23 protein-coding genes are annotated in these 22,801 nt (G+C 63.2%); 16 read left to right on the top strand and 7 right to left on the bottom strand.

All coding sequences use genetic code 11. The features are described from left to right. Nucleotides 1-300 precede the first annotated feature (300 nt). From hrpA to cyoE, 8 genes are all read left to right on the top strand, one after another. The gene (gene hrpA / locus DXK50_RS09245; RefSeq protein ID WP_212630108.1) at nucleotides 301-4,317 is read left to right on the top strand and encodes an ATP-dependent RNA helicase HrpA; all 4,017 of its coding nucleotides are present in this window, start codon (nucleotides 301-303) and stop codon (nucleotides 4,315-4,317) included. A 63-nt stretch (nucleotides 4,318-4,380) separates the two neighbouring features. After that, nucleotides 4,381-4,644, top strand: coding sequence for a hypothetical protein (locus DXK50_RS09250; protein WP_161866554.1), 264 nt, complete (start codon nucleotides 4,381-4,383; stop codon nucleotides 4,642-4,644). Further along, nucleotides 4,641-5,216 (top strand): DUF6436 domain-containing protein, encoded by a 576-nt coding sequence (locus DXK50_RS09255; RefSeq protein WP_212630109.1) that lies wholly within the window; start codon nucleotides 4,641-4,643, stop codon nucleotides 5,214-5,216. Before DXK50_RS09250 ends, DXK50_RS09255 begins: the two co-directional genes overlap by 4 nt. A gap of 1,069 nt (nucleotides 5,217-6,285) precedes the next feature. Further along, a complete protein-coding gene (gene cyoA, locus DXK50_RS09260) occupies nucleotides 6,286-7,203 on the top strand; it encodes a ubiquinol oxidase subunit II (RefSeq protein WP_212630110.1) in 918 nt (305 codons plus the stop codon). Nucleotides 7,204-7,205: 2 nt separating this feature from the next. Further along, nucleotides 7,206-9,194 (top strand): cytochrome o ubiquinol oxidase subunit I, encoded by a 1,989-nt coding sequence (cyoB, locus tag DXK50_RS09265; protein WP_212630111.1) that lies wholly within the window; start codon nucleotides 7,206-7,208, stop codon nucleotides 9,192-9,194. Between the two features lie 2 nt (nucleotides 9,195-9,196). Then, the gene (gene cyoC, locus DXK50_RS09270) at nucleotides 9,197-9,823 is read left to right on the top strand and encodes a cytochrome o ubiquinol oxidase subunit III (protein WP_161866550.1); all 627 of its coding nucleotides are present in this window, start codon (nucleotides 9,197-9,199) and stop codon (nucleotides 9,821-9,823) included. After that, nucleotides 9,824-10,159: a cytochrome o ubiquinol oxidase subunit IV gene (gene cyoD, locus DXK50_RS09275; RefSeq protein WP_074675324.1), complete on the top strand. Its 336-nt coding sequence runs from the start codon at nucleotides 9,824-9,826 to the stop codon at nucleotides 10,157-10,159. It abuts the gene before it with no gap. Continuing rightward, the gene (cyoE, locus tag DXK50_RS09280; protein ID WP_212630112.1) at nucleotides 10,159-11,115 is read left to right on the top strand and encodes a heme o synthase; all 957 of its coding nucleotides are present in this window, start codon (nucleotides 10,159-10,161) and stop codon (nucleotides 11,113-11,115) included. Before cyoD ends, cyoE begins: the two co-directional genes overlap by 1 nt. Before the next feature lie 235 nt (nucleotides 11,116-11,350). Here cyoE and DXK50_RS09285 read toward each other — a convergent pair whose 3' ends face one another. After that, nucleotides 11,351-11,905 (bottom strand): nucleotidyltransferase family protein, encoded by a 555-nt coding sequence (locus tag DXK50_RS09285; protein ID WP_212630113.1) that lies wholly within the window; start codon nucleotides 11,903-11,905, stop codon nucleotides 11,351-11,353. 216 nt (nucleotides 11,906-12,121) lie between these two features. On the opposite strand from DXK50_RS09285, the gene DXK50_RS09290 reads away from it, so the two are divergent. Then, entirely contained in the window at nucleotides 12,122-12,589 is a 468-nt protein-coding gene (locus DXK50_RS09290) for a hypothetical protein (RefSeq protein ID WP_212630114.1), read from the top strand. Next, entirely contained in the window at nucleotides 12,582-12,944 is a 363-nt protein-coding gene (locus tag DXK50_RS09295; protein WP_161866546.1) for a hypothetical protein, read from the top strand. Before DXK50_RS09290 ends, DXK50_RS09295 begins: the two co-directional genes overlap by 8 nt. Nucleotides 12,945-13,014: 70 nt before the next feature. On the opposite strand, the gene arsH is transcribed toward DXK50_RS09295, so the two are convergent. From arsH to DXK50_RS09315, 4 genes are read right to left on the bottom strand one after another with little or no spacing between them, the layout of a single operon-like run. Next, complete coding sequence (arsH, locus tag DXK50_RS09300) at nucleotides 13,015-13,701, bottom strand: arsenical resistance protein ArsH (protein ID WP_212630115.1); 687 nt, start codon at nucleotides 13,699-13,701, stop codon at nucleotides 13,015-13,017. A 10-nt stretch (nucleotides 13,702-13,711) separates the two neighbouring features. Next, nucleotides 13,712-14,182 (bottom strand): arsenate reductase ArsC, encoded by a 471-nt coding sequence (locus DXK50_RS09305; RefSeq protein WP_212630116.1) that lies wholly within the window; start codon nucleotides 14,180-14,182, stop codon nucleotides 13,712-13,714. A 15-nt stretch (nucleotides 14,183-14,197) separates the two neighbouring features. Continuing rightward, nucleotides 14,198-15,481 carry an arsenic transporter gene (locus DXK50_RS09310; protein WP_212630117.1) on the bottom strand — a complete coding sequence of 428 codons (1,284 nt, stop codon included), beginning with the start codon at nucleotides 15,479-15,481 and terminating at the stop codon, nucleotides 14,198-14,200. Between the two features lie 9 nt (nucleotides 15,482-15,490). After that, nucleotides 15,491-15,847 carry a metalloregulator ArsR/SmtB family transcription factor gene (locus tag DXK50_RS09315; RefSeq protein WP_161866542.1) on the bottom strand — a complete coding sequence of 119 codons (357 nt, stop codon included), beginning with the start codon at nucleotides 15,845-15,847 and terminating at the stop codon, nucleotides 15,491-15,493. Nucleotides 15,848-15,998: 151 nt separating this feature from the next. Here DXK50_RS09315 and DXK50_RS09320 point away from each other — a divergent pair, with 151 nt between their 5' ends. Next, a complete protein-coding gene (locus DXK50_RS09320) occupies nucleotides 15,999-17,447 on the top strand; it encodes an alpha/beta hydrolase (RefSeq protein WP_212630118.1) in 1,449 nt (482 codons plus the stop codon). 169 nt (nucleotides 17,448-17,616) lie between these two features. Here the strand turns inward: DXK50_RS09320 and grxC are convergent, their stop codons facing one another. Both grxC and DXK50_RS09330 read right to left on the bottom strand, forming a co-directional pair. Continuing rightward, a complete protein-coding gene (gene grxC, locus DXK50_RS09325) occupies nucleotides 17,617-17,871 on the bottom strand; it encodes a glutaredoxin 3 (RefSeq protein ID WP_161866540.1) in 255 nt (84 codons plus the stop codon). An 18-nt stretch (nucleotides 17,872-17,889) separates the two neighbouring features. Further along, nucleotides 17,890-18,408, bottom strand: a complete 519-nt coding sequence (locus tag DXK50_RS09330) for a carboxymuconolactone decarboxylase family protein (RefSeq protein WP_212630119.1) — start codon at nucleotides 18,406-18,408, stop codon at nucleotides 17,890-17,892. A 121-nt stretch (nucleotides 18,409-18,529) separates the two neighbouring features. Between DXK50_RS09330 and DXK50_RS09335 the strand changes: the two genes are divergently transcribed. The 5 genes from DXK50_RS09335 to DXK50_RS09355 all read left to right on the top strand — a co-directional run bounded on the left by DXK50_RS09335 (nucleotide 18,530) and on the right by DXK50_RS09355 (nucleotide 22,785). Next, nucleotides 18,530-19,357, top strand: coding sequence for an AraC family transcriptional regulator (locus DXK50_RS09335; protein ID WP_161866538.1), 828 nt, complete (start codon nucleotides 18,530-18,532; stop codon nucleotides 19,355-19,357). Between the two features lie 111 nt (nucleotides 19,358-19,468). Further along, nucleotides 19,469-19,993: a DUF3087 domain-containing protein gene (locus DXK50_RS09340; RefSeq protein ID WP_212630120.1), complete on the top strand. Its 525-nt coding sequence runs from the start codon at nucleotides 19,469-19,471 to the stop codon at nucleotides 19,991-19,993. Nucleotides 19,994-20,159: 166 nt separating this feature from the next. Then, nucleotides 20,160-20,507: a hypothetical protein gene (locus DXK50_RS09345; RefSeq protein WP_212630121.1), complete on the top strand. Its 348-nt coding sequence runs from the start codon at nucleotides 20,160-20,162 to the stop codon at nucleotides 20,505-20,507. Between the two features lie 61 nt (nucleotides 20,508-20,568). Further along, nucleotides 20,569-21,312, top strand: a complete 744-nt coding sequence (locus DXK50_RS09350) for an SDR family NAD(P)-dependent oxidoreductase (RefSeq protein ID WP_212630122.1) — start codon at nucleotides 20,569-20,571, stop codon at nucleotides 21,310-21,312. Between the two features lie 159 nt (nucleotides 21,313-21,471). Further along, nucleotides 21,472-22,785, top strand: coding sequence for a CitMHS family transporter (locus DXK50_RS09355; RefSeq protein ID WP_212630123.1), 1,314 nt, complete (start codon nucleotides 21,472-21,474; stop codon nucleotides 22,783-22,785). Nucleotides 22,786-22,801 lie beyond the last annotated feature (16 nt).

Raw genomic sequence — 22,801 nt, forward strand, 5'->3', positions numbered from 1 at the left:
TTTTAGTGCTTGGCTAATTAGTATGCAAATTTTGGTGAGCATAAACTCATCAACCCTTAGATTTCTTGTCTTGAACGTAGGTGTCTTAAAGCATCTATATACTTTCTAAGTCGCCCTCAATTGCATAGCTATCCAGGTGTCGGCTTAGGTCGGAAGTAGCCTTTCGTGGATGACTGCTTTTGGCCGAAAGCCGCCGCTCCCTTACGCCTTAATTCCGCGCTCTTCCGCTACGGCATAGCCTGCCCGCCTTAGAGCGTAATCTGCGACAATCCCGCCTTTGCCCTGATTGCCCCGATCCAGATGACTGACCTCGCCACGCTGCAGAACAACCTCGACCACGTCATGATCGCCGAGCGCCATCGCTTGCGCAGGCAGTTGCATGAGCTGCAGAAACACCCCGATGAGGCCAAGCTGGCGCAGTGGCTGGCGCGTTTTCAGGCGTCCAGCGACAAGGTGGCGGCGCGGCGCAGCAGCATCCCGGTGATGCGCTATGACGATGCGCTGCCGATTGCCGCCAAGCGCGACGAGATCAAGGCCGCGCTGGAGAAGAGCCAGGTGGTGGTGATCGCCGGTGAAACCGGTTCGGGCAAGACCACGCAGTTACCGAAGATCTGCCTGGAGATCGGCCGGGGTGTGCATGGGCTGATCGGTCACACCCAGCCGCGCCGTCTGGCGGCGCGCAGTGTGGCGACACGGGTGGCTGAGGAAATCGGTACGCCGCTGGGCGAGCTGGTCGGCTATCAGGTGCGTTTCGAGGATCAGAGCAAGGACGGCACGCTGATCAAGCTGATGACCGACGGCATCCTGCTCGCCGAAACCCAGCACGACCGCTTTCTGGAAAAGTACGACACCATCATCGTCGACGAGGCGCACGAACGTAGCCTCAATATCGACTTCCTGCTCGGCTACCTGAAGACCCTGCTGCCGCGTCGCCCGGATCTGAAGCTGATCATCACGTCGGCGACCATCGATCTGGAGCGGTTCAGCAAACACTTCAACGATGCGCCGATCATCGAGGTGTCCGGTCGCACCTACCCGGTGGAAACCTGGTACCGCCCGCTGGCGGCCGAGGTGGACGAGGAGGGCGAGCGCCTGCTCGATGACCTGTCCATCGATCAAGGCATCCTCGCCGCGCTGGACGAGATCGCCGAGCACGAGCGTAGCGTGGGCAAGCGCCCCGGCGACGTGCTGGTATTCCTGCCCGGCGAGCGCGAGATTCGTGAGGCCGCCGAGGTGCTGCGCAAGGCCAACCTGCGTTTTACCGAGGTGCTGCCGCTGTATGCGCGGCTGACGCCGGCTGAGCAGCAGAAGATTTTCGCGCCCATGGCCGGACGCAAGATCGTGCTGGCCACCAACGTGGCGGAAACCTCGCTGACCGTGCCGGGCATCCGCTACGTGATCGACAGCGGCACCGCGCGCATCAGCCGCTATAGCTACCGCGCCAAGGTGCAGCGCCTGCCCATCGAGCCGGTGTCGCAGGCCAGCGCCAACCAGCGCAAGGGCCGTTGCGGGCGGGTCGAGCCGGGCATCTGCATCCGCCTGTACAGCGAGGAGGATTTTCTCGGTCGCCCTGAATTCACCGACCCGGAGATTCTGCGCACCAACTTGGCGGCGGTGATTCTGCAGATGCTGCACCTGCGCCTGGGCAGCATCGAGGACTTCCCCTTTATCGAGCCGCCAGACGGCAAGGCCATCAGCGACGGCTTCAACCTGTTGCAGGAGCTGTCGGCGGTCAACCGCGAAAGCCAGCTCACGCCCATCGGCCGGCAACTGGCGCGCCTGCCTATCGACCCGCGCCTGGGGCGCATGGTGCTGGAGGGGGCCAAGCAGGGCAGTCTGGAGGAAGTCCTGATCGTCGCTGCTGCGCTGTCGGTGCAGGACCCACGCGAGCGACCGATAGATCGCCAGCAGGCTGCCGACCAGGCGCATGCGCAGTGGAAGGATGTGGACTCGGACTTCGCCGCGCTGATCAACCTGTGGCGCGGCTTCGAGGAAAAACGTCAGGAGCTGGGCAGCAACCCGCTGCGGACCTGGTGCAAGAAGAACTTCCTCAACTACATGCGCCTGCGCGAGTGGCGTGATGCGCACCGCCAACTGGTGCTGATCGCCCGCGATCTGCAGTTGACAGGCAAGGGCGGGCAGAACCGCTCGGAGGCGAAGGGCGAGCAGCCGGCGAACGCGCCGCAGCCGACCAAGGACACCCGCGTCAACGCCATCGCCCGCCAGCAGGCCGAGGCCAGCGAGGCGGCGGTGCGGGCGAAGAACTATGCCGCCGTGCACAAGGCGATTCTCGCCGGCCTGCTCAGCCAGATCGGCCAGAAGACCGAGGAGGGCGACTACCTCGGCGCGCGTCAGCGGCGCTTCTGGATTCATCCATCCAGCGTGATCGGGCGCAAGAAGCCCAACTGGGTGATGGCCGCCGAGCTGGTGGAAACCACCAAGCTGTTCGCCCGTATGGTGGCCAAGATCGAGCCGGACTGGATCGAACCGCTGGCGGCGCATCTGGTGAAGAAGAACCATCTGGAACCGCACTGGGAGAAGAAGCGCGGCCAGGTGGTGGCGTACGAGCAGGTCACCCTGTACGGCATGATCATCGTCGGTCGCCGCCCGGTGCATTACGGCCCCATCGACCCGCCGGTGGCGCGCGAGATGTTCATTCGCGAGGGGCTGGTGCGAGGCGAGATCAACAGCCGCGTGCGCTGCCTGACTGCCAACCGCCAGTTGCTCGAACGCCTCGACGAGCTGGAGGCCAAGTCGCGCCGCCGCGACATCCTCGCCGACGAGGAAACCCTGTTCGGCTACTACGAGGCGCGCATCCCGCAGGACATCTACCAGGCCGCGAGTTTCGAGAGCTGGTACAAGAAAGGCAGCGCGGCCGATCCGCAGCTGTTGATCATGCGCGAGGAAGACGCCCTGGCCCGCGATGCCAGGGAGGTCACCGCCGCGCAGTACCCGGACACCTTGCGCATCGGCGAGCTGCAACTGCCGCTGTCCTACCATTTCGAGCCCAACCACCCGCGTGACGGCGTGACCCTGCGCGTGCCGGCGCCGCTGTTGCCGCAACTGCAACCCGAGCGCCTGGAATGGCTGGTGCCGGGGCTGCTGGAGGCCAAGTGCGTGGCGCTGGTGCGCGGCCTGCCCAAGGCGCTGCGCAAGAACTTCGTGCCGGTGCCGGACTTCGTCGGCGCCGCGCTGGACAAGCTGGTGTTTGGCCAGGGTTCGTTGCCGCAGGCACTCGGTCAGGAGTTGCTGCGCATGACTGGTGCGCGGGTATCCGACGAGGCCTGGGCGGAAGCGGCTGAAAGCATCGAGAACCATCTGAAGATGAACATCGAGGTGGTTGATGCGCGCGGCAAGTTCCTCGGCGAAGGTCGCGATCTGGCCGAACTGACCGCACGTTTCGCCGAGGCCAGCCAGGCTGCCTTGGCCATCCCGCAGCAGAGCGACAAGCCGAAAGCGGTGGAGGCCAAGGCCTTTGCCGAGGTGGCGGAAAAGGCGCAGCAGAAGATCGCCGGGCTTTCCATGACCGTTTACCCGGCTCTGGTGGAAGAAGGTGGGGTGGTCAAGGAAGGGCGCTTCCCGACCCAGGCCGAGGCCGACTTCCAGCATCGCCGTGCGCTGCAGCGTTTGCTGTTGCAACAACTGGCCGAACAGGCCAAGTTCCTGCGCGGCAAGCTGCCGGGGCTGACTGAGCTGGGCCTGCTGTATCGCGATATTGGCCGTGTCGAGGCGCTGGTCGAGGACATTCTGCTGGCCAGCCTGGATGCCTGCATCCTCGAAGGCGAAGCGACGCTGCCGCGTGATGGCGCGGCCCTGGCGCAACTGGCCGAGCGCAAGCGCGGTGACTGGACGGCGCATGCCGAACGTATCGCCCGCCAGGTGCTGGAAATCCTCAAGCTGCACCATGACCTGCAGAAGCGCTTCAAGGGCAAGATCGACCTGGCCCAGGCCATGGCGCTCAACGACATCAAGCTGCAACTGGCCAATCTGGTGTACGCCGGCTTCGTGCGCGAGACGCCGGGCGAGTGGCTCAAGGAGATTCCGCGTTATCTGAAGGCCATCGAGCAGCGTCTGGACAAGGTCGGCGCGCAGGTGCAGCGCGACCGCGTATGGACCGGCGAACTCACAGGCTACTGGGAACAGTACAAGGCGCGTGCTGCCAAACATGCCCAGGAAGGCAAGCGTGACCCGCAGCTCACGTTGTATCGCTGGATGCTGGAGGAATACCGCGTGTCGCTATTCGCCCAGCAACTGGGCACCAGGATGGCGGTATCGGACAAGCGCCTGAGCAAGCAGTGGACGCTGGTTGAAGGTTGATGATCGGCGCTCGCCCCGGTGCAGGGGCGAGCCAACCACTGATGAATGCGGAAACCGAGAAAGATGAGCGCAAGTGAAGATAAATCCGGGCTGGGGCGCCGTGGCTGCCTGGGCCTGTTCCTGGCCGGCCTGGCCTTTGTGGTGCTGATTTTCGCCGGGCTGATCTACATCATGACCCGCCCGCAGGACGCCGAGATCGAAGCTGGCGAGCGCGCGGCCATCGAGGCCTGCTGGAAGAGCGCGCAGGCCACCGAGCGCAGCTTCACCGAGGAGAGTTGCCAGGAGATGGAGAAGCAGTTCCTGCGCAAGTTCGGCCATCAGCCATGAACCTGCTGCAACGCCTGAGCTTCAAGCATCTGGTGGTGGGCTTCTGTGTATTGGCGCTGGGGATCGTGGTGCTGATCTGGTGGCTTAGCGGCGCGGCCTACCTGCGGCCCTATGCCGAGCAGACGGTGATCTTCGGTCAGGGCGAGTTGAAGCTGCCGCCCGAGCTGGCCGGGCCCGGGCCGATCCGGGTCGTGCACTTCTGGGACCCGGATTGCCCCTGCAACGCGGAAACCGACGCGCACCTGCGCTACCTGATCGGCCTGCACCGCAATGCCGATGTGGCGTTCTACAGCGTGCAGAAGCCGGGCAGCACGGGCGAGATCGCGCCGTTTCTGCGTGGGCGGATGAAGCCCCTGCCGGGCGTCGAGGGCATGGAGGCGCTGCCGGCCAGCCCGGCGCTGGCGATCTGGGATCGCGACGGCAACCTGGCCTATGCCGGCCCTTACAGCGAAGGGCTGGTGTGCAACTCCAGCAACAGCTTCGTCGAGCCGGTGCTTGAGGCACTGACCCAGGGGCGCCATGTGTCCCTCGCCAGCGGCCTGGCAGTGGGCTGTTATTGCGCCTGGAAGTAGTGGCGTAGCCTGTTGCCGGCCTCCGTTCGTAGCCCGGATACAATCCGGGGCATGTATCGAGTCGTTTTGGGTCGCACGTAGGTTAGGTGAAGCTATCGCGGCTGAAGCCGCTCCTACGGATAGGTGAATGTCTGGAGCGGCGGAGGGGCTTGCGCTTCAGCCGCGATACTCGTCGTGGCTAAAGCCCCTCCCACGCAAGCCGCTGCTGACCGCCGTTCGTAGCCCGGATGCAATCCGCGGGCATATATCGAGTCGTTCAGGGTTGCGTGTGGGTTAGGTGAAGCTATCGCGGCTGAAGCCGCTCCTACGGGATAGGTGGATGTCTGTAGGAGCGGCTTTCGCTTTAGCCGCGATACTCGTCGCGGCTAAAGCCCCTCCCACACAAGCCGTTGCTGACCGCCGTTCGTAGCCCGGATGCAATCCGGGGCATATATCGAGTCGTTCAGGGTTGCGTGTGGGTTAGGTGAAGCTATCGCGGCTGAAACGAAATGCCGCTCACTTTGCAGGCGCTCACAGGTCCCGTGGGAGCGGCTTCAGCCGCGATGCTTTTGGGCTGACCTCGATTGCCCCGGATTACATCCGGGCTACAACACCAGCTGTCCTCTGTCTCTACTTGCCCCCGCTATGCGCTCAGCCCGTCGCAAGGCGGACGCTCCTCATCGGTGCAAGACTCCCGAAATTTCCTAAATGTCAAGGCCTGGCACGCTGCCGGCGGATAGCATCTTTCGTGTCATTGATTCCTGTCAATTTGCTGACAAAAAGCTCTAAACCGGGGCTGTGATCTTTTGTCGCACCCCTCCGATTCTTTGCCGGCTTCTGCTGGCAAAGTGTTTCAAATCATTGCGTATATGTTGCGAAATATGTCGAGGCGAGGCGGTCAACCGGCGCCTAAGTAGGCTGCTAACTAATTGTGCGGGGCTGTCAGAGCCTGCAACATCCGCGCTTCCCACGGTTTACCGCTTCGCTTGCACGGATGCTCAAGCTCTGAGTTCTTGCTGCCGGCCTCTTACTCGATGGGCCGCACGGCAACTGAAGCCGACTGTGGGCTCACTCAGTTGAAGGTCGTGACATGAAAGAAGAGAAATACCATCGTTGTGCGCGCTGGCTGGTGATGGCGATTGCCTTCTCGGCGCTCGGTGGATGTGACTGGGCACTGTTCAACTCGAAAGGGCAGATCGGTGTCGAGCAGGGCAATCTGATCCTGATCTCCATCGGACTCATGCTGATCGTGGTGGTACCCGTGATCATCATGACCTTCCTGTTTGGCTGGCGTTATCGCGAGTCGAACGAGAAGGCCACCTACATGCCCGACTGGGCACATTCGCACAAGATCGAGCTGGTCGTCTGGGGCGTTCCCCTGATCATCGTCGCCGTTCTGGCGGTCATCATCTGGCAAACCTCGCATTCGCTCGACCCCTATCGTCCGATCGAATCGGACAAGCCGGCGCTGAACATCGAAGTCGTCTCGCTCGACTGGAAATGGCTGTTCATCTACCCGGACCAGGGGGTGGCCGTGGTCAATGAGCTGGTGATTCCAGAGAAGACCCCGGTGACCTTCCACATCACCTCCGACACGGTGATGAACGCGCTGTCGATCCCGCAGCTCGGCGGGATGATCTACGCCATGGGCGGCCAGCGTACCCAGCTCAACCTGATCGCCAACGAACAGGGCGAGTTCTTCGGCCAGTCCGGCAACTTCAGCGGCGAAGGCTTTTCGGCCATGCGCTTCACCACCCACTCGGTCAGCGACGACGCGTTCGCGCAGTGGGTCGACAAGGTCAAGCAATCGCCCGAGGTCATGGACTTCGCCGCCTTCAAGCAGGTGGGCGAGCCCGGCGAAATGGTCAACCACCGCTACCCGGTCTACCCGGTACGTTACTTCGGCCAGGTCGAACCGAACCTGTTCAACAAGGTGATCGGGCAGTACCTGACCCTGAAAGATTCCCACAGCACGGCCATGCACGAAGCAGCGGAGGTGCAGGAGTGAATATGTTTGGAAAACTGACTCTGGATGCGATTCCGTACCACGAGCCAATCATCATGATCACCCTGGCCGTCGTGGCGCTCGGTGGTCTGGCGTTGTTCGCGGCGGTGACCTACTTCAGGAAGTGGGGCTACCTGTGGAGCGAGTGGCTCACCTCGGTGGACCACAAGAAAATCGGCGTGATGTACATCCTCGTCGCGCTGGTCATGCTGGTGCGTGGCTTCGCCGACGCGATCATGATGCGGACCCACCTGGCGATGGCCCACGGTGACGGGCAGGGCTACCTGCCGCCGGAGCACTACGACCAGATCTTCACCGCGCACGGCATCATCATGCTGATCTTCGTGGCCATGCCCTTGGTCACCGGCCTGATGAACATCGTCGTGCCGCTGCAGATCGGCGCGCGTGACGTGGCCTTCCCCTACCTGAACTCGCTGAGCTTCTGGCTGTTCGTCGGTGGCGCGCTGCTGATCAACCTGTCGCTGGGCCTGGGCGAGTTCGCCAAGACCGGCTGGGTGGCGTATCCGCCGTTATCGGGGATCAAGTTCAGTCCGGGTGTGGGGATGGATTACTACATCTGGAGCATGCAGCTATCGGGCTTGGGGACGACGCTGACGGGGGTCAACTTCATCGCCACCATTCTCAAGATGCGTGCACCGGGCATGAGCCTGATGAAGATGCCGATCTTCACCTGGACCATCCTGGTGACCTGCGTGCTGATCTGCGGTGCCTTCCCGCCGCTGACCGCGACCCTGGCGATGCTGTCGCTGGACCGCTACCTGGATTTCCACTTCTTCACCAATGAACTGGGCGGCAACCCGATGATGTACGCCAACCTGTTCTGGATCTGGGGTCACCCGGAGGTGTACATCCTCATCCTGCCGGCGTTCGGCGTGTTCTCCGAGGTGGTGGCGACCTTCTCGCGCAAGACCCTGTTCGGTTATGCCTCGATGGTCTGGGCGACCGCGGCCATCGGCGTGCTGTCGTTCGTGGTGTGGCTGCACCACTTCTTCACCATGGGCTCGGGTGCCAGCGTCAACGCCTTCTTCGGCATCATGACCTCGATCATCGCCATCCCCACCGGGGTGAAGATCTTCACCTGGCTGTTCACCATCTTCCGTGGCCGTCTGCAACTGAACGCCATGACCTGGATGACCCTGGGCTTCCTCGTGACCTTCTCCATCGGCGGCATGACCGGCGTGCTGATGGCGGTGCCGGCGGCGGACTTCGTGCTGCACAACAGCCTGTTCTTGATCGCCCACTTCCACAACGTGATCATCGGTGGTGCGGTGTTCGGCTACCTGGCCGGCATCATCTACTGGTTCCCGAAAGCCTTCGGCTTCAAGCTGCTCGACCGCTTCGGCCGTTACTCCTTCTGGTGCTGGCTGATCGGCTTCTACTTCGCCTTCATGCCGTTGTACGTGCTGGGCTTCATGGGCATGACCCGTCGCCTCAACCACTTCGACAACCCGGCCTGGGTGCCGTGGGTGCAGGTGGCCGTGGTCGGCGCCGTGCTGATCGGTATCGGCATCGTCTTCACCGTGGTGCAGTTCGTCACCAGCTACATCAAGCGCAAGGAAAACGTCGACGTGAGCGGCGACCCCTGGGACGGCCGCACCCTGGAGTGGGCGACGTCCTCGCCGCCACCGTTCTACAACTTCGCGGTCATCCCGACGGCGGACAAGATCGACGCCTTCTATGAGGCGAAGAAGAATGGTGTCGAGCTGATGCCTGCACCGGAGCACTACGAGCCGATCCACATGCCGAAGAACACCGGCAACGGCCTGGTGGTGTCGGCGTTCGTCATCGCCTTCGGCTTCGCCATGATCTGGCACATCTGGTGGCTCGCCATCGTTGGTCTGGCCGGCGCCGTGGTCAGCTTCATCGTGCGCTCCTACGACGAAGACATCGACTACTACGTGCAGCCCGAAGAGATCGCGCGGATCGAGCAGGCGCACCACCAAACCAAAGCCAACGCAGTCGTACAGGCCTAACCATGACCGCTTACGAACCCCATTTTCCACATGACGCTCATGGCCACGGCCATGAGCACCACCACGACACCAGTGGAATCAAGCTGTTCGGCTTCTGGGTCTACCTGATGACCGACCTGCTGATCTTCGCCACGGTGTTCGCCACCTTCGCGGTACTGAGCAATTCCTTCGCCGGCGGTCCCACCGCCAAGGAAATGCTCAGCCCGGGCCTGCACCTGGTGCTGGTGGAAACCTTCGCGCTGCTGTTCTCCAGTATCACCTACGGCATGGCCATGCTCGCCACCTACCGTGGCGACAAGGGCGCGGTGCTGCGCTGGCTTGGCATCACCTTCCTGTTCGGTGCGGCCTTTATCAGCATCGAGCTGTACGAGTTCCGTCACCTGATCCATGAAGGTGCCGGGCCGCAGGTCAGCGCCTACTGGTCGGCCTTCTTCACCCTGGTTGGCACCCACGGCCTGCACGTCAGTGCCGGCCTGTTGTGGATGCTGGTGCTGATGTTCCAGGTCGGCAGCCGTGGCCTGACCGACACCAACAAGACCCGCGTGGGCCTGCTCAGCCTGTTCTGGCACTTCCTCGACGTGGTGTGGATCTGCGTGTTTACCGTCGTCTACCTGATGGGGGTGCTGTAAATGGCTCACCAAGACAATCACGCCGCCCACGCCGTGGGCTTCAAGGATTACCTGACCGGTTTCATCCTGTCGGTGATCCTCACCGTGATCCCTTTCATGCTGGTCATGCATCCTGAAGTGCTGGGCCTGAGCCGTGGCGCGACCCTGATCACCGTGGTGCTCTTCGGCCTGGTGCAGGTGCTCGTCCATCTCGTGTACTTCCTGCACATGAAGACCGACGCGGAAGGCCGTTGGAACGTCGTTTCGATGATCTTCACCGTGCTGATCATCGCGTTCGTGGTCGGCCTGTCGGTCTGGATCATGTGGAGCATGCACTATCACATGATGATCAACTGATGCTGGCGCTCCTGAAGCAGTACCTCAACCTCGCCAAGCCGGGCATCGTCTTCGGCAATCTGATTTCCGTGACGGGCGGTTTCTTCCTGGCTTCGCGCGGCGATGCGAACCTGGCGCTGTACTTCGCGACAGCGCTGGGGGTTTCTCTGGTGATCGCCTCAGGCTGCGTGTTCAACAACTACATCGATCGTGACATCGACCAGAAGATGGAGCGCACCCGTAACCGGGTGCTGGCGCAGGGGCTGGTTTCACCAGTGCACGCCATCGTCTATGCCTGCGTGCTGGGTGTGGCGGGGGTGGCCGTGCTGTATGCCGCCACCAATACCCTGGCGGTGATGCTGGTGCTCATGGGCTTCGTGGTCTATGTCGGCCTCTACAGCCTGTGGCTCAAGCGTGGCTCGGTGTACGGCACCCTGGTCGGCAGCCTGTCCGGGGCGGCCCCGCCCGTGGTTGGCTACTGCGCGGTGAGCAACGAGTTCGATGCTGGCGCCGCCATCCTGTTGTTGATCTTCAGCCTGTGGCAGATGCCGCATTCCTATGCCATCGCCATCTTCCGTTTCCATGACTACCAGGCCGCGAACATCCCGGTGCTGCCCGTCATCAAGGGGATCTCGGCTGCCAAGCGGCAGATCGTGCTGTACATCGCTGCCTTCGTGGTCGCGACCCTGATGCTGACGCTCAGCGGCTACGCCGGCTACAGCTACTTCGTGGTCGCCGCGCTGAGCGGTGCCTACTGGCTGTGGATGGGCGTATCGGGCTACAAGGCCGTCGATGATCGAGTGTGGGCGCGCAAGCTGTTCACCTTCTCCATCATCAGCATCACCATGCTCAGCGTGATGATGTCGGTGGATTTCATCTCCTCGCCCGAGCAGGTATTGGTGACCTCCATCAATCACCTGTGCAGCCAGTTCGCCGAAAGCGCGCAGGGTATCTGCGCAGTGGTCGCCGGTATCTGACCTTGGCTCTGTGGGAGGGGCTTTAGCCGCGCTTGTCGCCGCTGAGGCGCCTCCCACGGGTTCTGTCGTAGGTTGGATGCGCTCGTCACATCCTCTTTTCGATGGATTTTTAGCCTTGTAGGAGCGGCTTCAGCCGCGATTGTCGCCGCTGAAGCGCCTCCCACGGGGTTTCTGTCGTAGGGTGGATCACGCTTCATCGATCCACCATTGGTGGATGTAAAAAGCGACATCCACCCTACGTCAGCACCTTCAACTTCGGCCAAGTCGCCAGCCAATTCTTGCCGCGCAGTCGTTGCTGGTAGATCGGCTGCTTGTCGGCCTTGAATCTCCCGGCCGGTCGCACGATCAGCTCGAAGAGATCTTCCAGGCCGAGCGGTGCGGCAACTTCAACCTCATCTTGCTCATCCAGTCGCACGGCCACCGCCGTCGCAGTCTCCGGCCAGTACCGCATCGCTTCGGTAGCCGAGGCATAAGGTGCATCGTCATTTCGCAGATGCATGCGCGCCTGATTCTTCACCGACCACTGCAGCGATTCGTCCCTGTGACGCAGCATCGTCTCCAGTTCAGCGTCGCGAGCAGGGGAGATTTGGCTGCGGTCGAACCAGATCACGTCGATATCTTCCGGCAACGGGGATGGCGTGCGTTGGTGCAGGTGATCCCAGACCGCGCTGCGCACGAAACCGGCGGCTACCCAGCAATCGGGCAGGTCGAGCCCGCGCACCTGTTGCAGGATGCGCAAGCGCTGTGGGTCGTTGGCAATGAGTGTCTGGAGTTGAGCGGCGAGATTCATGTGCGCAGCCTATCAGCGGTGTCCGTTGCTTGCCTGTTCAGTTGATCTGGTCTTTTGAGCTAGCGCGGCGCGTTGATCGCCCGGCACCAATACTGTTTCGGAAGGTCTGAAGCGCTGAGCCGCTCAGGAGTGCCCGTTTGTGTGATCGTTCATGGCAAGGCGGACCGCATTGCTCCAATCTCCGCGGTTGATTCAACTCTACATAGGGAACATGTAATGGAAATGAAGATCCTGGCCAGCGGCGTCGGCGCGGCCATCCCCAAGACCAGCATTGGCTTCAATCTGTTCAGTGGCGTCTACATACAGATCAGGCGTTCAAGCGCCGATAAGCCGCAGGTGTTCGGTATCGCTATCGGGCCTGAGGTCGGTGGTAACAGCGGCACGCTGATCGCCGGCCATATCGAGACCAGCTGGATGAAGATCGACGCGGGCAAGCACGCCTGGCTGTGCAGTCGCTCATCGCTGGTCGGCAAGCTGGGGGAAGTCGAGCTCAAGGGTACGTTGCTGTTCAGTGGCAGCGTGGACGTCAACTTCACCATCTATGACGCCAATAACGAGGCCAGCTTTTCGCTGAGCCGCGTGAAGGTCGAGTCGAGTGGCGGGCAGTTGGCCGACACCAAGGTGCGTGGGGTGATCAAGGACATGATGGGGCAGACCCAGAATGGGGGCCTGCTCTGTGGCTAACCGTGACCGAGGTCGTTTCCCGCGCTTGAAGACGCTGTGCAATCTGGCATTGCTCCTGCTGCAGTTGATCACCTTGGCAGCCTACTGGGGCATGGTCAGCGCCAGGCCCAGCTATATGGCGATCAGTCAGGAGCTCTACCCGAGCAGCGAGCGACTGATGAACAGCTGGCTGGCCGACACGCTGGTCTCCATGCCGGCAATGGTGGCGGTAGGCGCCATCTTCGTGTTGAGCGTCGCCAAGGAGTTTGCCGGTCTGAGCAAGGTCCGGCGCATTCAACTCAATGCACTGATCCTGAGCGTGCTGCTGGTCGTGCTGTATTTGGCCGCCTCGCCACTCTACGTCGCGGCCGCCTGATCAGCCTGCACTCGATTCCGTAGGAGCGGCTTTAGCCGCGATTGTCGCCGCTAAAGCGCCTCCCACCGTCTCAGATACTGTTCTGATTGACCCGCTGCATCAGCTCCTCGGCCGACTCCTTGCGTTCTGAGTAGCGATCCACCAGTTCCGGGTGGTCGCGCAGCAGCCAGGTGAAGCGCATCAGCTCTTCCATCACATCCACCAGGCGGTCGTAGTAGGGCGAGGGTTTCATACGGTTGTCGTCGCCGAATTCGAGGAAGGCCTTCGGTACCGAGGACTGGTTGGGGATGGTGAACATGCGCATCCAGCGGCCGAGCACGCGCAGCTGGTTGACCACGTTGAACGACTGCGAGCCGCCGCACACCTGCAGCACGGCGAGGGTCTTGCCCTGGGTCGGACGCACCGCGCCCATGGCCAGCGGCACCCAGTCGATCTGCGCCTTGAACACCGCCGACATGGCGCCGTGGCGTTCCGGTGAGCACCACACCTGGCCTTCCGACCACTGCATCAGCTCGCGCAGTTCATGCACCTTGGGGTGCTCCACCGGGGCATCGTCCGGCAGGGGCAGGCCGGACGGGTCGAAGATGCGTGTCTCGGCGCCCAGGTGCCGGAGCAGGCGCGCGGCTTCTTCGATCAGCAGGCGGCTGAACGAGCGCTCGCGGTTGGAGCCGTACAGCAGCAGGATGCGCGGCGCCGGGCCGTCGCTTGGGGTGGCCGCTGGCAGCAGGTCGCTGTCGAGGTTGGGCAGATCGCTCATGCGATTCTCCTTACAATTCGCCGATCTGGTCCAGTGCCTGCTGCAGCTCGGCGCGGCTCAGGTTGCGCAACGGCAGGGCGAGGAAGGCGCGGCAGCGCCGCTCGATATGCGCCAGGGTGGCGTGGAAGGCTGCGTCGATGGTGATCTCATCGCCTTCCACGTGGGAAGGATCTTCCAGGCCCCAGTGCGCCTTCAACGCCGGGCCGAAGTACACCGGGCAGGCCTCGCCGGCTGCCTTGTCGCAGACGGTGATGACAATGTCCGGCGGGCTATCTTCGAAGGCCTCGTTGCCCTTGCTCGACAGGCCGGCGGTGGAGATGCCGGCCGCCTCCAGGGTGCTCAGGCTGCGCGGCAGTACCTGGCCGCGGGGGAAGCTGCCGGAACTGACGGCCTGATAGCCGGGCGGGGCAATATGGTTGAACAGCGCCTCGGAGAGAATGCTGCGGCAGCTGTTGGCCGTGCACATGAACAAGACTTTCATCAGGAAGGCTCCGGGTCAGAGGCTCAGGCGCAGGGCCAGAGCGGCAAGAGTCAGCAGGAGGATCGGCAGGGTGAGGATGATGCCGACCCTGAAGTAATAGCCCCAGGTAATACGGATGCCCTTGCGGGCCAACACGTGCAGCCAGAGCAGGGTGGCCAGGCTGCCAATGGGGGTGATCTTGGGGCCGAGGTCGCAGCCAATCACATTGGCGTAGACCATTGCCTCACGTACCAGGCCGCTGGCCTGGCTGGCGTCGATGGCCAGAGCGCCGATCAGTACGCTGGGCATGTTGTTCATGATCGAGGAGAGCAGGGCGCTGAGCAGGCCGGTGCCGATGGCGGCGGCCCAGATGCCTTGCGCAGCCAGCGCGTCGAGCAGGGTGGTGAGGTCCGCCGTGAGGCCGGCGTTGCTCAGGCCGTAGACCACCAGATACATGCCCAGCGAGAACACCACCACCTGCCATGGCGCACCGCGCAGCACCTTGGCCGTGGCGATGTGATGGCCGCGCACGGCCACCCCGAACAGCACCGCCGCGCACACTGCAGCAATCGCGCTGATCGGGATGCCCAGCGGCTCCAGCGCGAACAGACCGAGCAGCAGCACCAGCAGGACGATCCAGCCGGCGATGAAGGTGTGTGGATCGCGGATCGCCTCACGCGGCGCCGGTAGGCTGCCTACGGCATAGCGCGCAGGAATGTCACGGCGGAAGAACAGCCAGAGCATGCCCAGGGTGGCGGTCACGCTGACCAGATTCACTGGCACCATCACCGCGGCGTAGGCGCCGAAGCCGATGCCGAAGTAGTCGGCTGAGACGATGTTGACCAGGTTCGACACCACCAGTGGCAGGCTGGCGGTATCGGCAATGAAGCCGGCGGCCATGACGAAGGCCAGGGTCGAGGCCGGCGAGAAGCGCAGCGCCAGCAGCATGGAAATGACGATGGGCGTGAGGATCAGCGCGGCGCCGTCGTTGGCGAACAGCGCCGATACCGCTGCGCCGAGCAGAATGCACAGGGCGAACAGGCGTGCGCCATGGCCGCCGGCCCAGCGCGCCATGTGCAGCGCAGCCCACTCGAAGAAGCCGGCCTCATCCAGCAGCAGGCTGATGATGATCAGGGCGATGAAGGTGAAGGTCGCGTTCCACACGATGTCCCACACAGTGGGAATGTCGCCGGGGCTGACCACTCCGGTGAGCAGGGCCAGCACCGCGCCGAGCGAGGCACTCCAGCCGACGCCAAGGCCGCGCGGTTGCCAGATGACCAGAATCAGAGTGAAGACGAAGATGGCGGCGGCGATAAGCATGCGGGCTTCTCAACAGCAAGTGGCGAGGCGGGCAGGGCGGTCGCCCATGTTGGCGAGACGGCTGGCATCCTGCTGCAGCCAGGTGCGGTTGGCAGCCAGGGTGGCGGCCAGCACGTCACGCACCCATTGCGGCAGATCCGGCGCCAGGCGGTAGTACACCCATTGGCCCTGGCGGCGGTCCTGCAGCAGGCCGCTCGTGCGCAGTTGCGCCAGGTGACGTGAGATCTTCGGCTGGCTGTCGGCCAATGCGCAGACCAGCTCGCATACGCATAGCTCACCTTGCTCGACGATCAGCAGTACGGCACGTGCGCGGGTTTCGTCGGCCAGGGATTTGAACAGTGCGGGTGGGGACAGTTGATCGGACATTGGCGGAGCCTAAATATGTGGTTTTCCGAATATACGAAAATCCATATGTGTAAGGCAAACCCGGTGGAGCTCGTCGGGGCTTTGCACTACAGTCCCCGAGCCGGTCGCCGGGACGGATTTTCCCGGCCAGAGATTTCAAGGGAGGCGCTTGATGCGTTTACCGCGCATGCGCAACGTGATGGCCTGGACGCTGGTGGTGCTGTTGTTGATCCTGGTGGCCTTGCTCGGCATTCGTATCGCCGGGCTGTCGGCATTGCCCGAGTTGGAGGCCTGGCACCGCCTGGTGCCGCAGGAACTGGAGGTCAGCGAGCTGGATGAGGGCGACTGGCAGGCCTACCTGGCTGCCGAGGCGGCCCTTTTCGAGCGCCTGCAACGTGATCTGATCGAGCCGGTCACGGTCTCCGGCACGGCGCCATACAGCCGTTATGCCAGCGACAGCCCGGTCTACCCCGGCAATCTGCCGCATGACTGGAACCGTTCCTTCATCCTGCCGCCTTCGGGCCCGGCGCGAGGCGTGGTGGTGTTGCTGCACGGCCTGACCGACTCACCCTACAGCCTGCGCCATATCGCGCGGCATCTGAGCGAGCGGGGGCTGCTCGCCGTGGTGCCGCGCATGCCCGGCCATGGCACGGTACCGGCGGCGCTCACTGCTGCGCACTGGGAGCAATGGCTGGCCACCACGCGCCTGGCTGTGCGCGAGGCGCGGCGTCAGGTACCGGACGGGCCGCTGTATCTGGTCGGCTACTCCAATGGCGGGGCGCTGGCACTGCGCTACAGTCTGGCGGCGCTGGAGGATGAGCGTCTGGCCATGCCGCAACGTCTGGTGCTGATCTCGCCGATGATCGGTGTCACCAGTTACGCGCGTTACGCCGGCTTGGCGGCTCTGCTGGCGGTGCTACCGGCCTTCGCCAAGTCGGCGTGGATGAACGTGCTGCCGGAGTTCAATCCGTTCAAGTACAACTCCTTCCCGGTGCAGGCAGCGCGGCAGACCTACGAGTTGACCCGCGAGGTGCAGAGCGCCTTCGATGCTGCCGAGGCCGATGGCCGTCTGTCGCGGCTGCCACCGGTGCTGGCCCTGCAATCACTGGCCGACAGCACCGTGAGCACGCCCGCGGTGGTGCGCCAGCTGTTCGCGCGCCTGCCGGCCAACGACAGCGAGCTGGTGGTGTTCGATATCAATCGCTCGCAGGCAGCCAGCTCCCTGTTGCGAGCCGATATGAGCGGATTGCTGGAGCAACTGTTGCCAACGGCTCGGCGTGACTACGACCTGACCGTGGTCGGCGTGGTCACCGAGCGGGGCCGTGCAGTCGAGGCCCGACGTATCGCCGCAGACAGCCAGCAGGTGCAGCGCCAGCCGCTGGGCGTGGATTACCCGAGTCAGCTGTTCTCGCTGTCGCATGTGGCCTTGCCGTTCCCGCCGAGCGATCCGTTGTACGGAAGCGACCCGGCAGCGGACGAATCCTATGGCGTATCGCTCGGCACCCTGGCGCCGCGTGGTGAACACGGCGTGCTGGTGGTGGGGTTGGACAGTCTGCAACGGGCAACTTCCAATCCCTTCTACGACTACCTGCTGCAGCGCATCGACGAGCACTTGGAGTGAGCGCCGAGGTGGGCGGCCAGCATGCGTTTCTGCCCCTTTTATGGGCGCGAACACCGGCCGCGGGGCGTGCCTGCAGATCGCTGCTGGCCATCGCGGCGACAGAATTAGGCGCGCGTTGATAGCGGCGACCAGCGGGGCGGTGGCCGACCACTAGGCCGGCCGTCGCCGCTCAGTCTTGCAGCAACGCGTCCAGCTTGCCTGCACGCTCTAGCGCGGCCAGATCATCGAAGCCACCGACATGCTGCTCGCCGATGAAGATCTGCGGCACGCTGCGGCGCTTGCTGCGCTGCAGCATTTGCGCCATCAGCTCGGGCGAGCGGCTCACATCGATCTCCTCGTAGGTCACGCCCTTGCGCGTCAGCAGCGCCTTGGCATTGATGCAGTAGGGGCAGTACGCAGTGGTGTAGAGGGTGACGGCTTGCATGGTGGACCTCCGGCGTCATCAGACGGCTACTGGTGGAAAGTCGACAACGGTTTCGGCCAGGTTGTTGAGGTAATTGGTCAGCGTCATCAGGGCGACGTTGGCTACCACCTCGACGATAGCGGCCTCGCTCAGCCCGGCATCGCGCGCGGCTTGCAGCTGCGCATCGCTGATGCGGCCACGGCTGTCGATGACCTGCCGGGCCAAGCGCGCCACGGCATCGAACTCGCCATTGCGGGCGCTGCGAATGTCTGCCTCGCTCAAACCGGCCTTGCCGGCGAACAGGGTGTGTGCGGCCAGGCAGTAGTCGCAGCCGTTGACCTGCGAGCTGGCCAGCGCCACCACTTCGCGCGCCCTGGCGTTCAATGTGCCTTTGCCGAGGGCCTGGGACAGCGCCAGGTAGCCGCTCAGCGCGGCCGGGGCATTGGCCAGGGTGGCGAAGGTGTTGGGGATGAAACCGAGGCCCTTGCGGATGCCTTCCAGTTGTGCCTGGGCGCTGGCAGCGGTTTGTTCGAAGGGCAGTGCGGCGATGCGAGTCATGGTGATTCTCCAGTCTTGGTGGGGAGCTTGTCGTTCAAGCCTGGAGCCAGATTATTGAAGCGAGCTGGCCTTTCGGATTCAGATCGTCGATGTTATGCGACAGATCGTCCAAGAGTGCGAAATGACCATGGATCGCCTGTCCAGCCTGCTGCATCACTTCAATCTGCACGCCAGCACCTTCCACCGTGGTGGCTTCTGCGGCACCAGCAGCCATGGCGAGCATGAGCCGCACGGTTACATCCACCTGCTGCGTGCCGGGCGCATGAGCTTTCGCGAGGGCGATGGCCGCGAACTGCATCTGGCCGAGCCGAGCCTGATGCTGGTGGCCAGGCCGCGCCTGCACCAGATGAGCGCCAGCGAGGCCGACGGCGCCGAACTGGTCTGCGCCACCCTGGCCTTCGATGGTGGCATCGACAATCCGCTGTCGCGGTCGCTGCCCGGGGCCATCGTCAAACCCTTGCGCGAACTGCCGAGTCTGAGCGGTTGCCTGGACTGGCTGTTCGCCGAGGCGGCGGGGGAGGATTGCGGGCGTGAACTGGTGCTGAACCGCCTTTTCGAGCTGATGGTAATCCAGCTGCTGCGCCATCTGATGAACAATCGCGAACTGGCCTCGGGGATGATCGCGGGCCTTGCCGAACCGCGCCTGGCGCGCGCGCTCAATCGGATGCATGAGAAGCCGCAACATGGCTGGTCGGTGGCCGAGTTGGCTGCGCTGGCCGGCATGTCGCGGGCCAGTTTCGCTGCGTATTTTCACCAGGTGGTAGGCGCTACGCCGGCCGATTATCTGGTGGGCTGGCGTGTCAGCCTGGCGCAGAAGCGCCTGCGTGAAGGCAGGCCCATGGCACTGATCGCCGATGAGGTCGGCTACGAAAGCCCCTCGGCCCTGGCCCGCGCGTTTCGCCGCAAGGTGGGAACGAGCCCCAGTGAGTGGCTGAAGCAGGGCGGTTGAGTATCACGCGGCAGCTTTGATCTGCGGCAATCGGGCTGCTGATCGGGCTCGACCACAGTGCCCCGATAGTGCATGGTGGCGCCCCACGCTGCCTGCTTCGAGAGTCGCGCCATGTTCGAAATCCAAGCCATCGACCCTGCCTATTACCGCCAGCAGACACGCCGCAGCACGATGGTGATCGCGGTCATCTTCGTGGCGCTGGCCATGCTCTGCGCCACGCTGAGTACGCAGGTGTTCGGCACGCCCGGTGGCGACAACTTCAAGTGGAACCTGCTCGGTGTGGCAGCGGGTCTGATGCTCACCGTCGCCCTGGTGCGCCAGCAGCTATGGTCGCGGCCGTTCATGGCACCGGCCGTTTATGGCTGGCGGCTCAAACGCAGCCTGATGCGCATCACCAACGTCATGCATCACGTCAAGGCGGGTGTGGCGCAGGGGGATGAAAGCGCGATGAAACTGCTGCGTTTCTATCACCTGGGGGTCACCCAGATGCACCAGCTCGACGGCAATTCCAGTGAGCTGAGCCAGATGGTGCGCGAGATCGACGACCACCGCGAGGCGATGCAGCAGCGTGGGCTGGATATCCAGCAGACGCGGCTCGATCCTGCCTCGTTGGAGTGGGTGAAGTCCTTCAACTGAACACTTCGTTATCGAGTCACAATGACTTATTTGCTGTTATTTTGACTTTTCTTTTCTGCTGTCATTAGTACCTGTGTTTTTCTATTTATTTGTTTTTAAAGATAAAAATATGTGGCACGAAATCTGACTATCTCCGGGTGCAATGCCCATTACAGGAGAAAATCAGATGAAACCCCTTGCCTTGCTCGCTTTTTCCCTTGGCCTTGCGGCCACCAGTGTCTTGCAGGCGGCCGAAGTGGTCGCCGAGCGTGAGGAAAACTCCGTCGGCGCCGGCTTCGGTGGCCTGTCCGGCCTGATGCTCGGCGCTGCCGCTGGCGGCCCCGTCGGTGCGCTGGTTGGCGCTGCCGCCGGGCTTTGGTCTGGAGCTCAGGTTCAGTCCGCCAGTGGCAACAGCGGTACTGCCTATGTCGTGCGTCATGAAGACGGTCGCGAACAGTGGGTGCGCTCGCCTAATGAGCGCTTCGAGTTGGGCCAGCAAGTGGAAATGAACGGTATCCGTCTGCTGGCTCAGTAAATCGATTTGGCTGGGAGGTTACTCAGCCACCGCATTCACTTTTTCGCTTCGAGGACTTTTCATGAATACGAATTTTCAGGGTCGTCTGGCGGTCGTGACCGGGGCCAGCTCGGGTATTGGGCTGGCTGTGTGCGATCTGTTGCTGCAGCGCGGTGCGCGAGTGCTTGCCTTCTCGCGGCGCCTCGGTGCACTGGCCGCGTTGCAGGCGTCCTACCCCGAGCAGCTGCACTGGTGCGCCGGCGATGTCACCGATATCGACTCCCTGCACGCACTGGCCGAGCGGGCCGGGCGACTCGGTGCCGTGGATTATCTGGTGCCCAATGCCGGTATCGCGCGGCTCGCGCCGGGCGGCGACATGCAGGCATTCGAGCAGCAGTGGCGGGTCAACGGCGCTGGCGCGGTGAATACCTTCGAGGTGATCAAGCCGCATCTGGCGCGGCCGGCGTCCGTGGTGTTCATCAGTACGTTCCTGCGCCAGCTTGGTTTCGCCGGGCTCGGTGGATACATCGCCAGCAAGGCAGCGTTGTCGGCGCTGGTGCGCAGCCTGGCACTGGAACATGCCGGCGAAGGGCTGCGGCTCAATCTGGTTTCGCCGGGACCGACGGCGACGCCGATTTGGAGCAGTCTGGGCTTGGCCGAGGATGCCCTGGCGGGTGTCGCCAGTGAAGTGAACAAGCGCCTGGTCAATGGTGAGTTCCTCGAACCGCAGGCGATCGCCGAAGTGGTGCTGTTCCAGCTGAGCAACGGAGCACGCGGCGTCTATGGTCAGGATTGGGTGGTGGACAAGGGCTATACCCTGCAGTGAGCGGTTTAGGGGCGGGCATGGCTGCCGCCCCGACTGCGCGACATATCCCCTGACATTTGCTCAACCTCGTGGCCAACGCTTAAAGGTTATTGAAAGGTTCGCCTCTTAGCCTCCCCACGCGCCTTTCGCGTGCTTACAAGAAAAAGAGGAGAAAGCGGTTTGTTGACCCTGATTGGCCTGTTGACCATTTGCAGCCTGGTTGTGCTGTTGCTCATCGGGCGCATGTCGCCTGTTCTGCCGTTGATCGTGGTGCCGCTGCTCGGCGCCTTGGCCGCGGGTTTCGGCCCGGAGGCAATTTCCGGTTTCTTCACCGATGGCATCGGCCGCGTGACGGCGATCGCCACCATGTTCGTGTTTGCCATCACCTTTTTCGGCGTGCTGCAGGACACCGGGCTGTTCCGCCCATTGATCGGCGGCATGGTGCGACTGACCCGCGGCAACGTCATCGCCGTCACCGTGGCCACGGCCATCATCGGCATGCTGGCGCACCTCGATGGCGCTGGCGCCACCACCTTCCTGCTCACCGTTCCCGCGCTGTTGCCGCTATACAAGCAGCTACGCATGAGCCCCTATCTGATGCTGCTGTTGCTGGCCCTGGGCGCCGGTATCTTCAACATGGTGCCCTGGGCCGGGCCGTTGGGGCGCGCTGCGGCGGTTACGGGTATCGACGTCACCGAATTGTGGCGTCCGCTGATCGTCATTCAAGGCATTGGCGTGGTGCTGTTGATCGCCCTGGCTGCCTTGCTGGGCGTACGTGAACAACGCCGCATCGCCGCAGGCAACAGCAGTGACGAGGGCGTGCTGGTGGATACCAGTGGCGACCTGCATACCACGCCCAGCGACGAGGAGCGTGAACTGGAGCGCCCGCAGCTGCTGTGGGTCAACGCGGCGCTGTTCCTGCTGGTACTGGTGGCGCTGTTCACCGGAATCCTGCCGGCCGGCTATGTATTCATGATCGGGCTGTCGCTGGCCCTGTTGCTCAACTACCGTGGCGGCAAGGCGCAGATGCAGCGCATCGCCGCGCATGCGCCGGCCGCCCTGAGCATGGGCATGATCATTCTGGCGGCGGGGTCGATGCTCGGCATTTTCACCGGCACCGGCATGCTCACTTCCATCGCCCAGGATCTGGCCGGCGTGCTGCCAGCGTCCCTGGTGGGCCAGATGCATATCGTGCTCGGTCTGTTCGGCTTGCCGATGGAGCTACTGCTGAGCACCGACGCCTATTACTTCGGCCTGCTGCCGGTGACCCTGGAAGTGGTTGCGGGACATGGTGTGGAGCCGGCCAGCGTGGTCTATGCGCTGATCATCGGCAATATCATTGGCACCTTCATCAGCCCGTTCTCGCCGGCGTTGTGGCTGGCACTGGGTCTGGCCGGGCTGGATCTGGGCCGGCACATCCGTTACTCGCTGTGGTGGATGTGGGGCTTCTCACTGGTGCTGTTCGGCGCCGCCTGGGCGCTGGGCATGTTCTAGACCAAACTCAGCGTGT

It is taken from the genome of Pseudomonas sp. KB-10 (assembly GCF_018221585.1).
Taxonomy (GTDB): domain Bacteria; phylum Pseudomonadota; class Gammaproteobacteria; order Pseudomonadales; family Pseudomonadaceae; genus Aquipseudomonas; species Aquipseudomonas yangonensis.

Bases quoted from the DNA above. Each gene is read 5' to 3' on its own strand.
- DXK50_RS09305 (WP_212630116.1), bottom strand. From the start codon at position 14,182: ATGAAAGTCTTGTTCATGTGCACGGCCAACAGCTGCCGCAGCATTCTC.
- DXK50_RS09345 (WP_212630121.1), top strand. From the start codon at position 20,160: ATGAAACCCCTTGCCTTGCTCGCTTTTTCCCTTGGCCTTGCGGCCACC.
- DXK50_RS09335 (WP_161866538.1), top strand. From the start codon at position 18,530: ATGACCATGGATCGCCTGTCCAGCCTGCTGCATCACTTCAATCTGCAC.
- grxC (WP_161866540.1), bottom strand. From the start codon at position 17,871: ATGCAAGCCGTCACCCTCTACACCACTGCGTACTGCCCCTACTGCATC.
- arsH (WP_212630115.1), bottom strand. From the start codon at position 13,701: ATGAGCGATCTGCCCAACCTCGACAGCGACCTGCTGCCAGCGGCCACC.
- DXK50_RS09285 (WP_212630113.1), bottom strand. From the start codon at position 11,905: ATGAATCTCGCCGCTCAACTCCAGACACTCATTGCCAACGACCCACAG.
- hrpA (WP_212630108.1), top strand. From the start codon at position 301: ATGACTGACCTCGCCACGCTGCAGAACAACCTCGACCACGTCATGATC.
- cyoB (WP_212630111.1), top strand. From the start codon at position 7,206: ATGTTTGGAAAACTGACTCTGGATGCGATTCCGTACCACGAGCCAATC.
- DXK50_RS09350 (WP_212630122.1), top strand. From the start codon at position 20,569: ATGAATACGAATTTTCAGGGTCGTCTGGCGGTCGTGACCGGGGCCAGC.
- DXK50_RS09330 (WP_212630119.1), bottom strand. From the start codon at position 18,408: ATGACTCGCATCGCCGCACTGCCCTTCGAACAAACCGCTGCCAGCGCC.
- cyoE (WP_212630112.1), top strand. From the start codon at position 10,159: ATGCTGGCGCTCCTGAAGCAGTACCTCAACCTCGCCAAGCCGGGCATC.
- DXK50_RS09250 (WP_161866554.1), top strand. From the start codon at position 4,381: ATGAGCGCAAGTGAAGATAAATCCGGGCTGGGGCGCCGTGGCTGCCTG.
- cyoD (WP_074675324.1), top strand. From the start codon at position 9,824: ATGGCTCACCAAGACAATCACGCCGCCCACGCCGTGGGCTTCAAGGAT.
- DXK50_RS09310 (WP_212630117.1), bottom strand. From the start codon at position 15,481: ATGCTTATCGCCGCCGCCATCTTCGTCTTCACTCTGATTCTGGTCATC.
- DXK50_RS09290 (WP_212630114.1), top strand. From the start codon at position 12,122: ATGGAAATGAAGATCCTGGCCAGCGGCGTCGGCGCGGCCATCCCCAAG.
- DXK50_RS09255 (WP_212630109.1), top strand. From the start codon at position 4,641: ATGAACCTGCTGCAACGCCTGAGCTTCAAGCATCTGGTGGTGGGCTTC.
- DXK50_RS09340 (WP_212630120.1), top strand. From the start codon at position 19,469: ATGTTCGAAATCCAAGCCATCGACCCTGCCTATTACCGCCAGCAGACA.
- DXK50_RS09315 (WP_161866542.1), bottom strand. From the start codon at position 15,847: ATGTCCGATCAACTGTCCCCACCCGCACTGTTCAAATCCCTGGCCGAC.
- cyoC (WP_161866550.1), top strand. From the start codon at position 9,197: ATGACCGCTTACGAACCCCATTTTCCACATGACGCTCATGGCCACGGC.
- cyoA (WP_212630110.1), top strand. From the start codon at position 6,286: ATGAAAGAAGAGAAATACCATCGTTGTGCGCGCTGGCTGGTGATGGCG.
- DXK50_RS09320 (WP_212630118.1), top strand. From the start codon at position 15,999: ATGCGTTTACCGCGCATGCGCAACGTGATGGCCTGGACGCTGGTGGTG.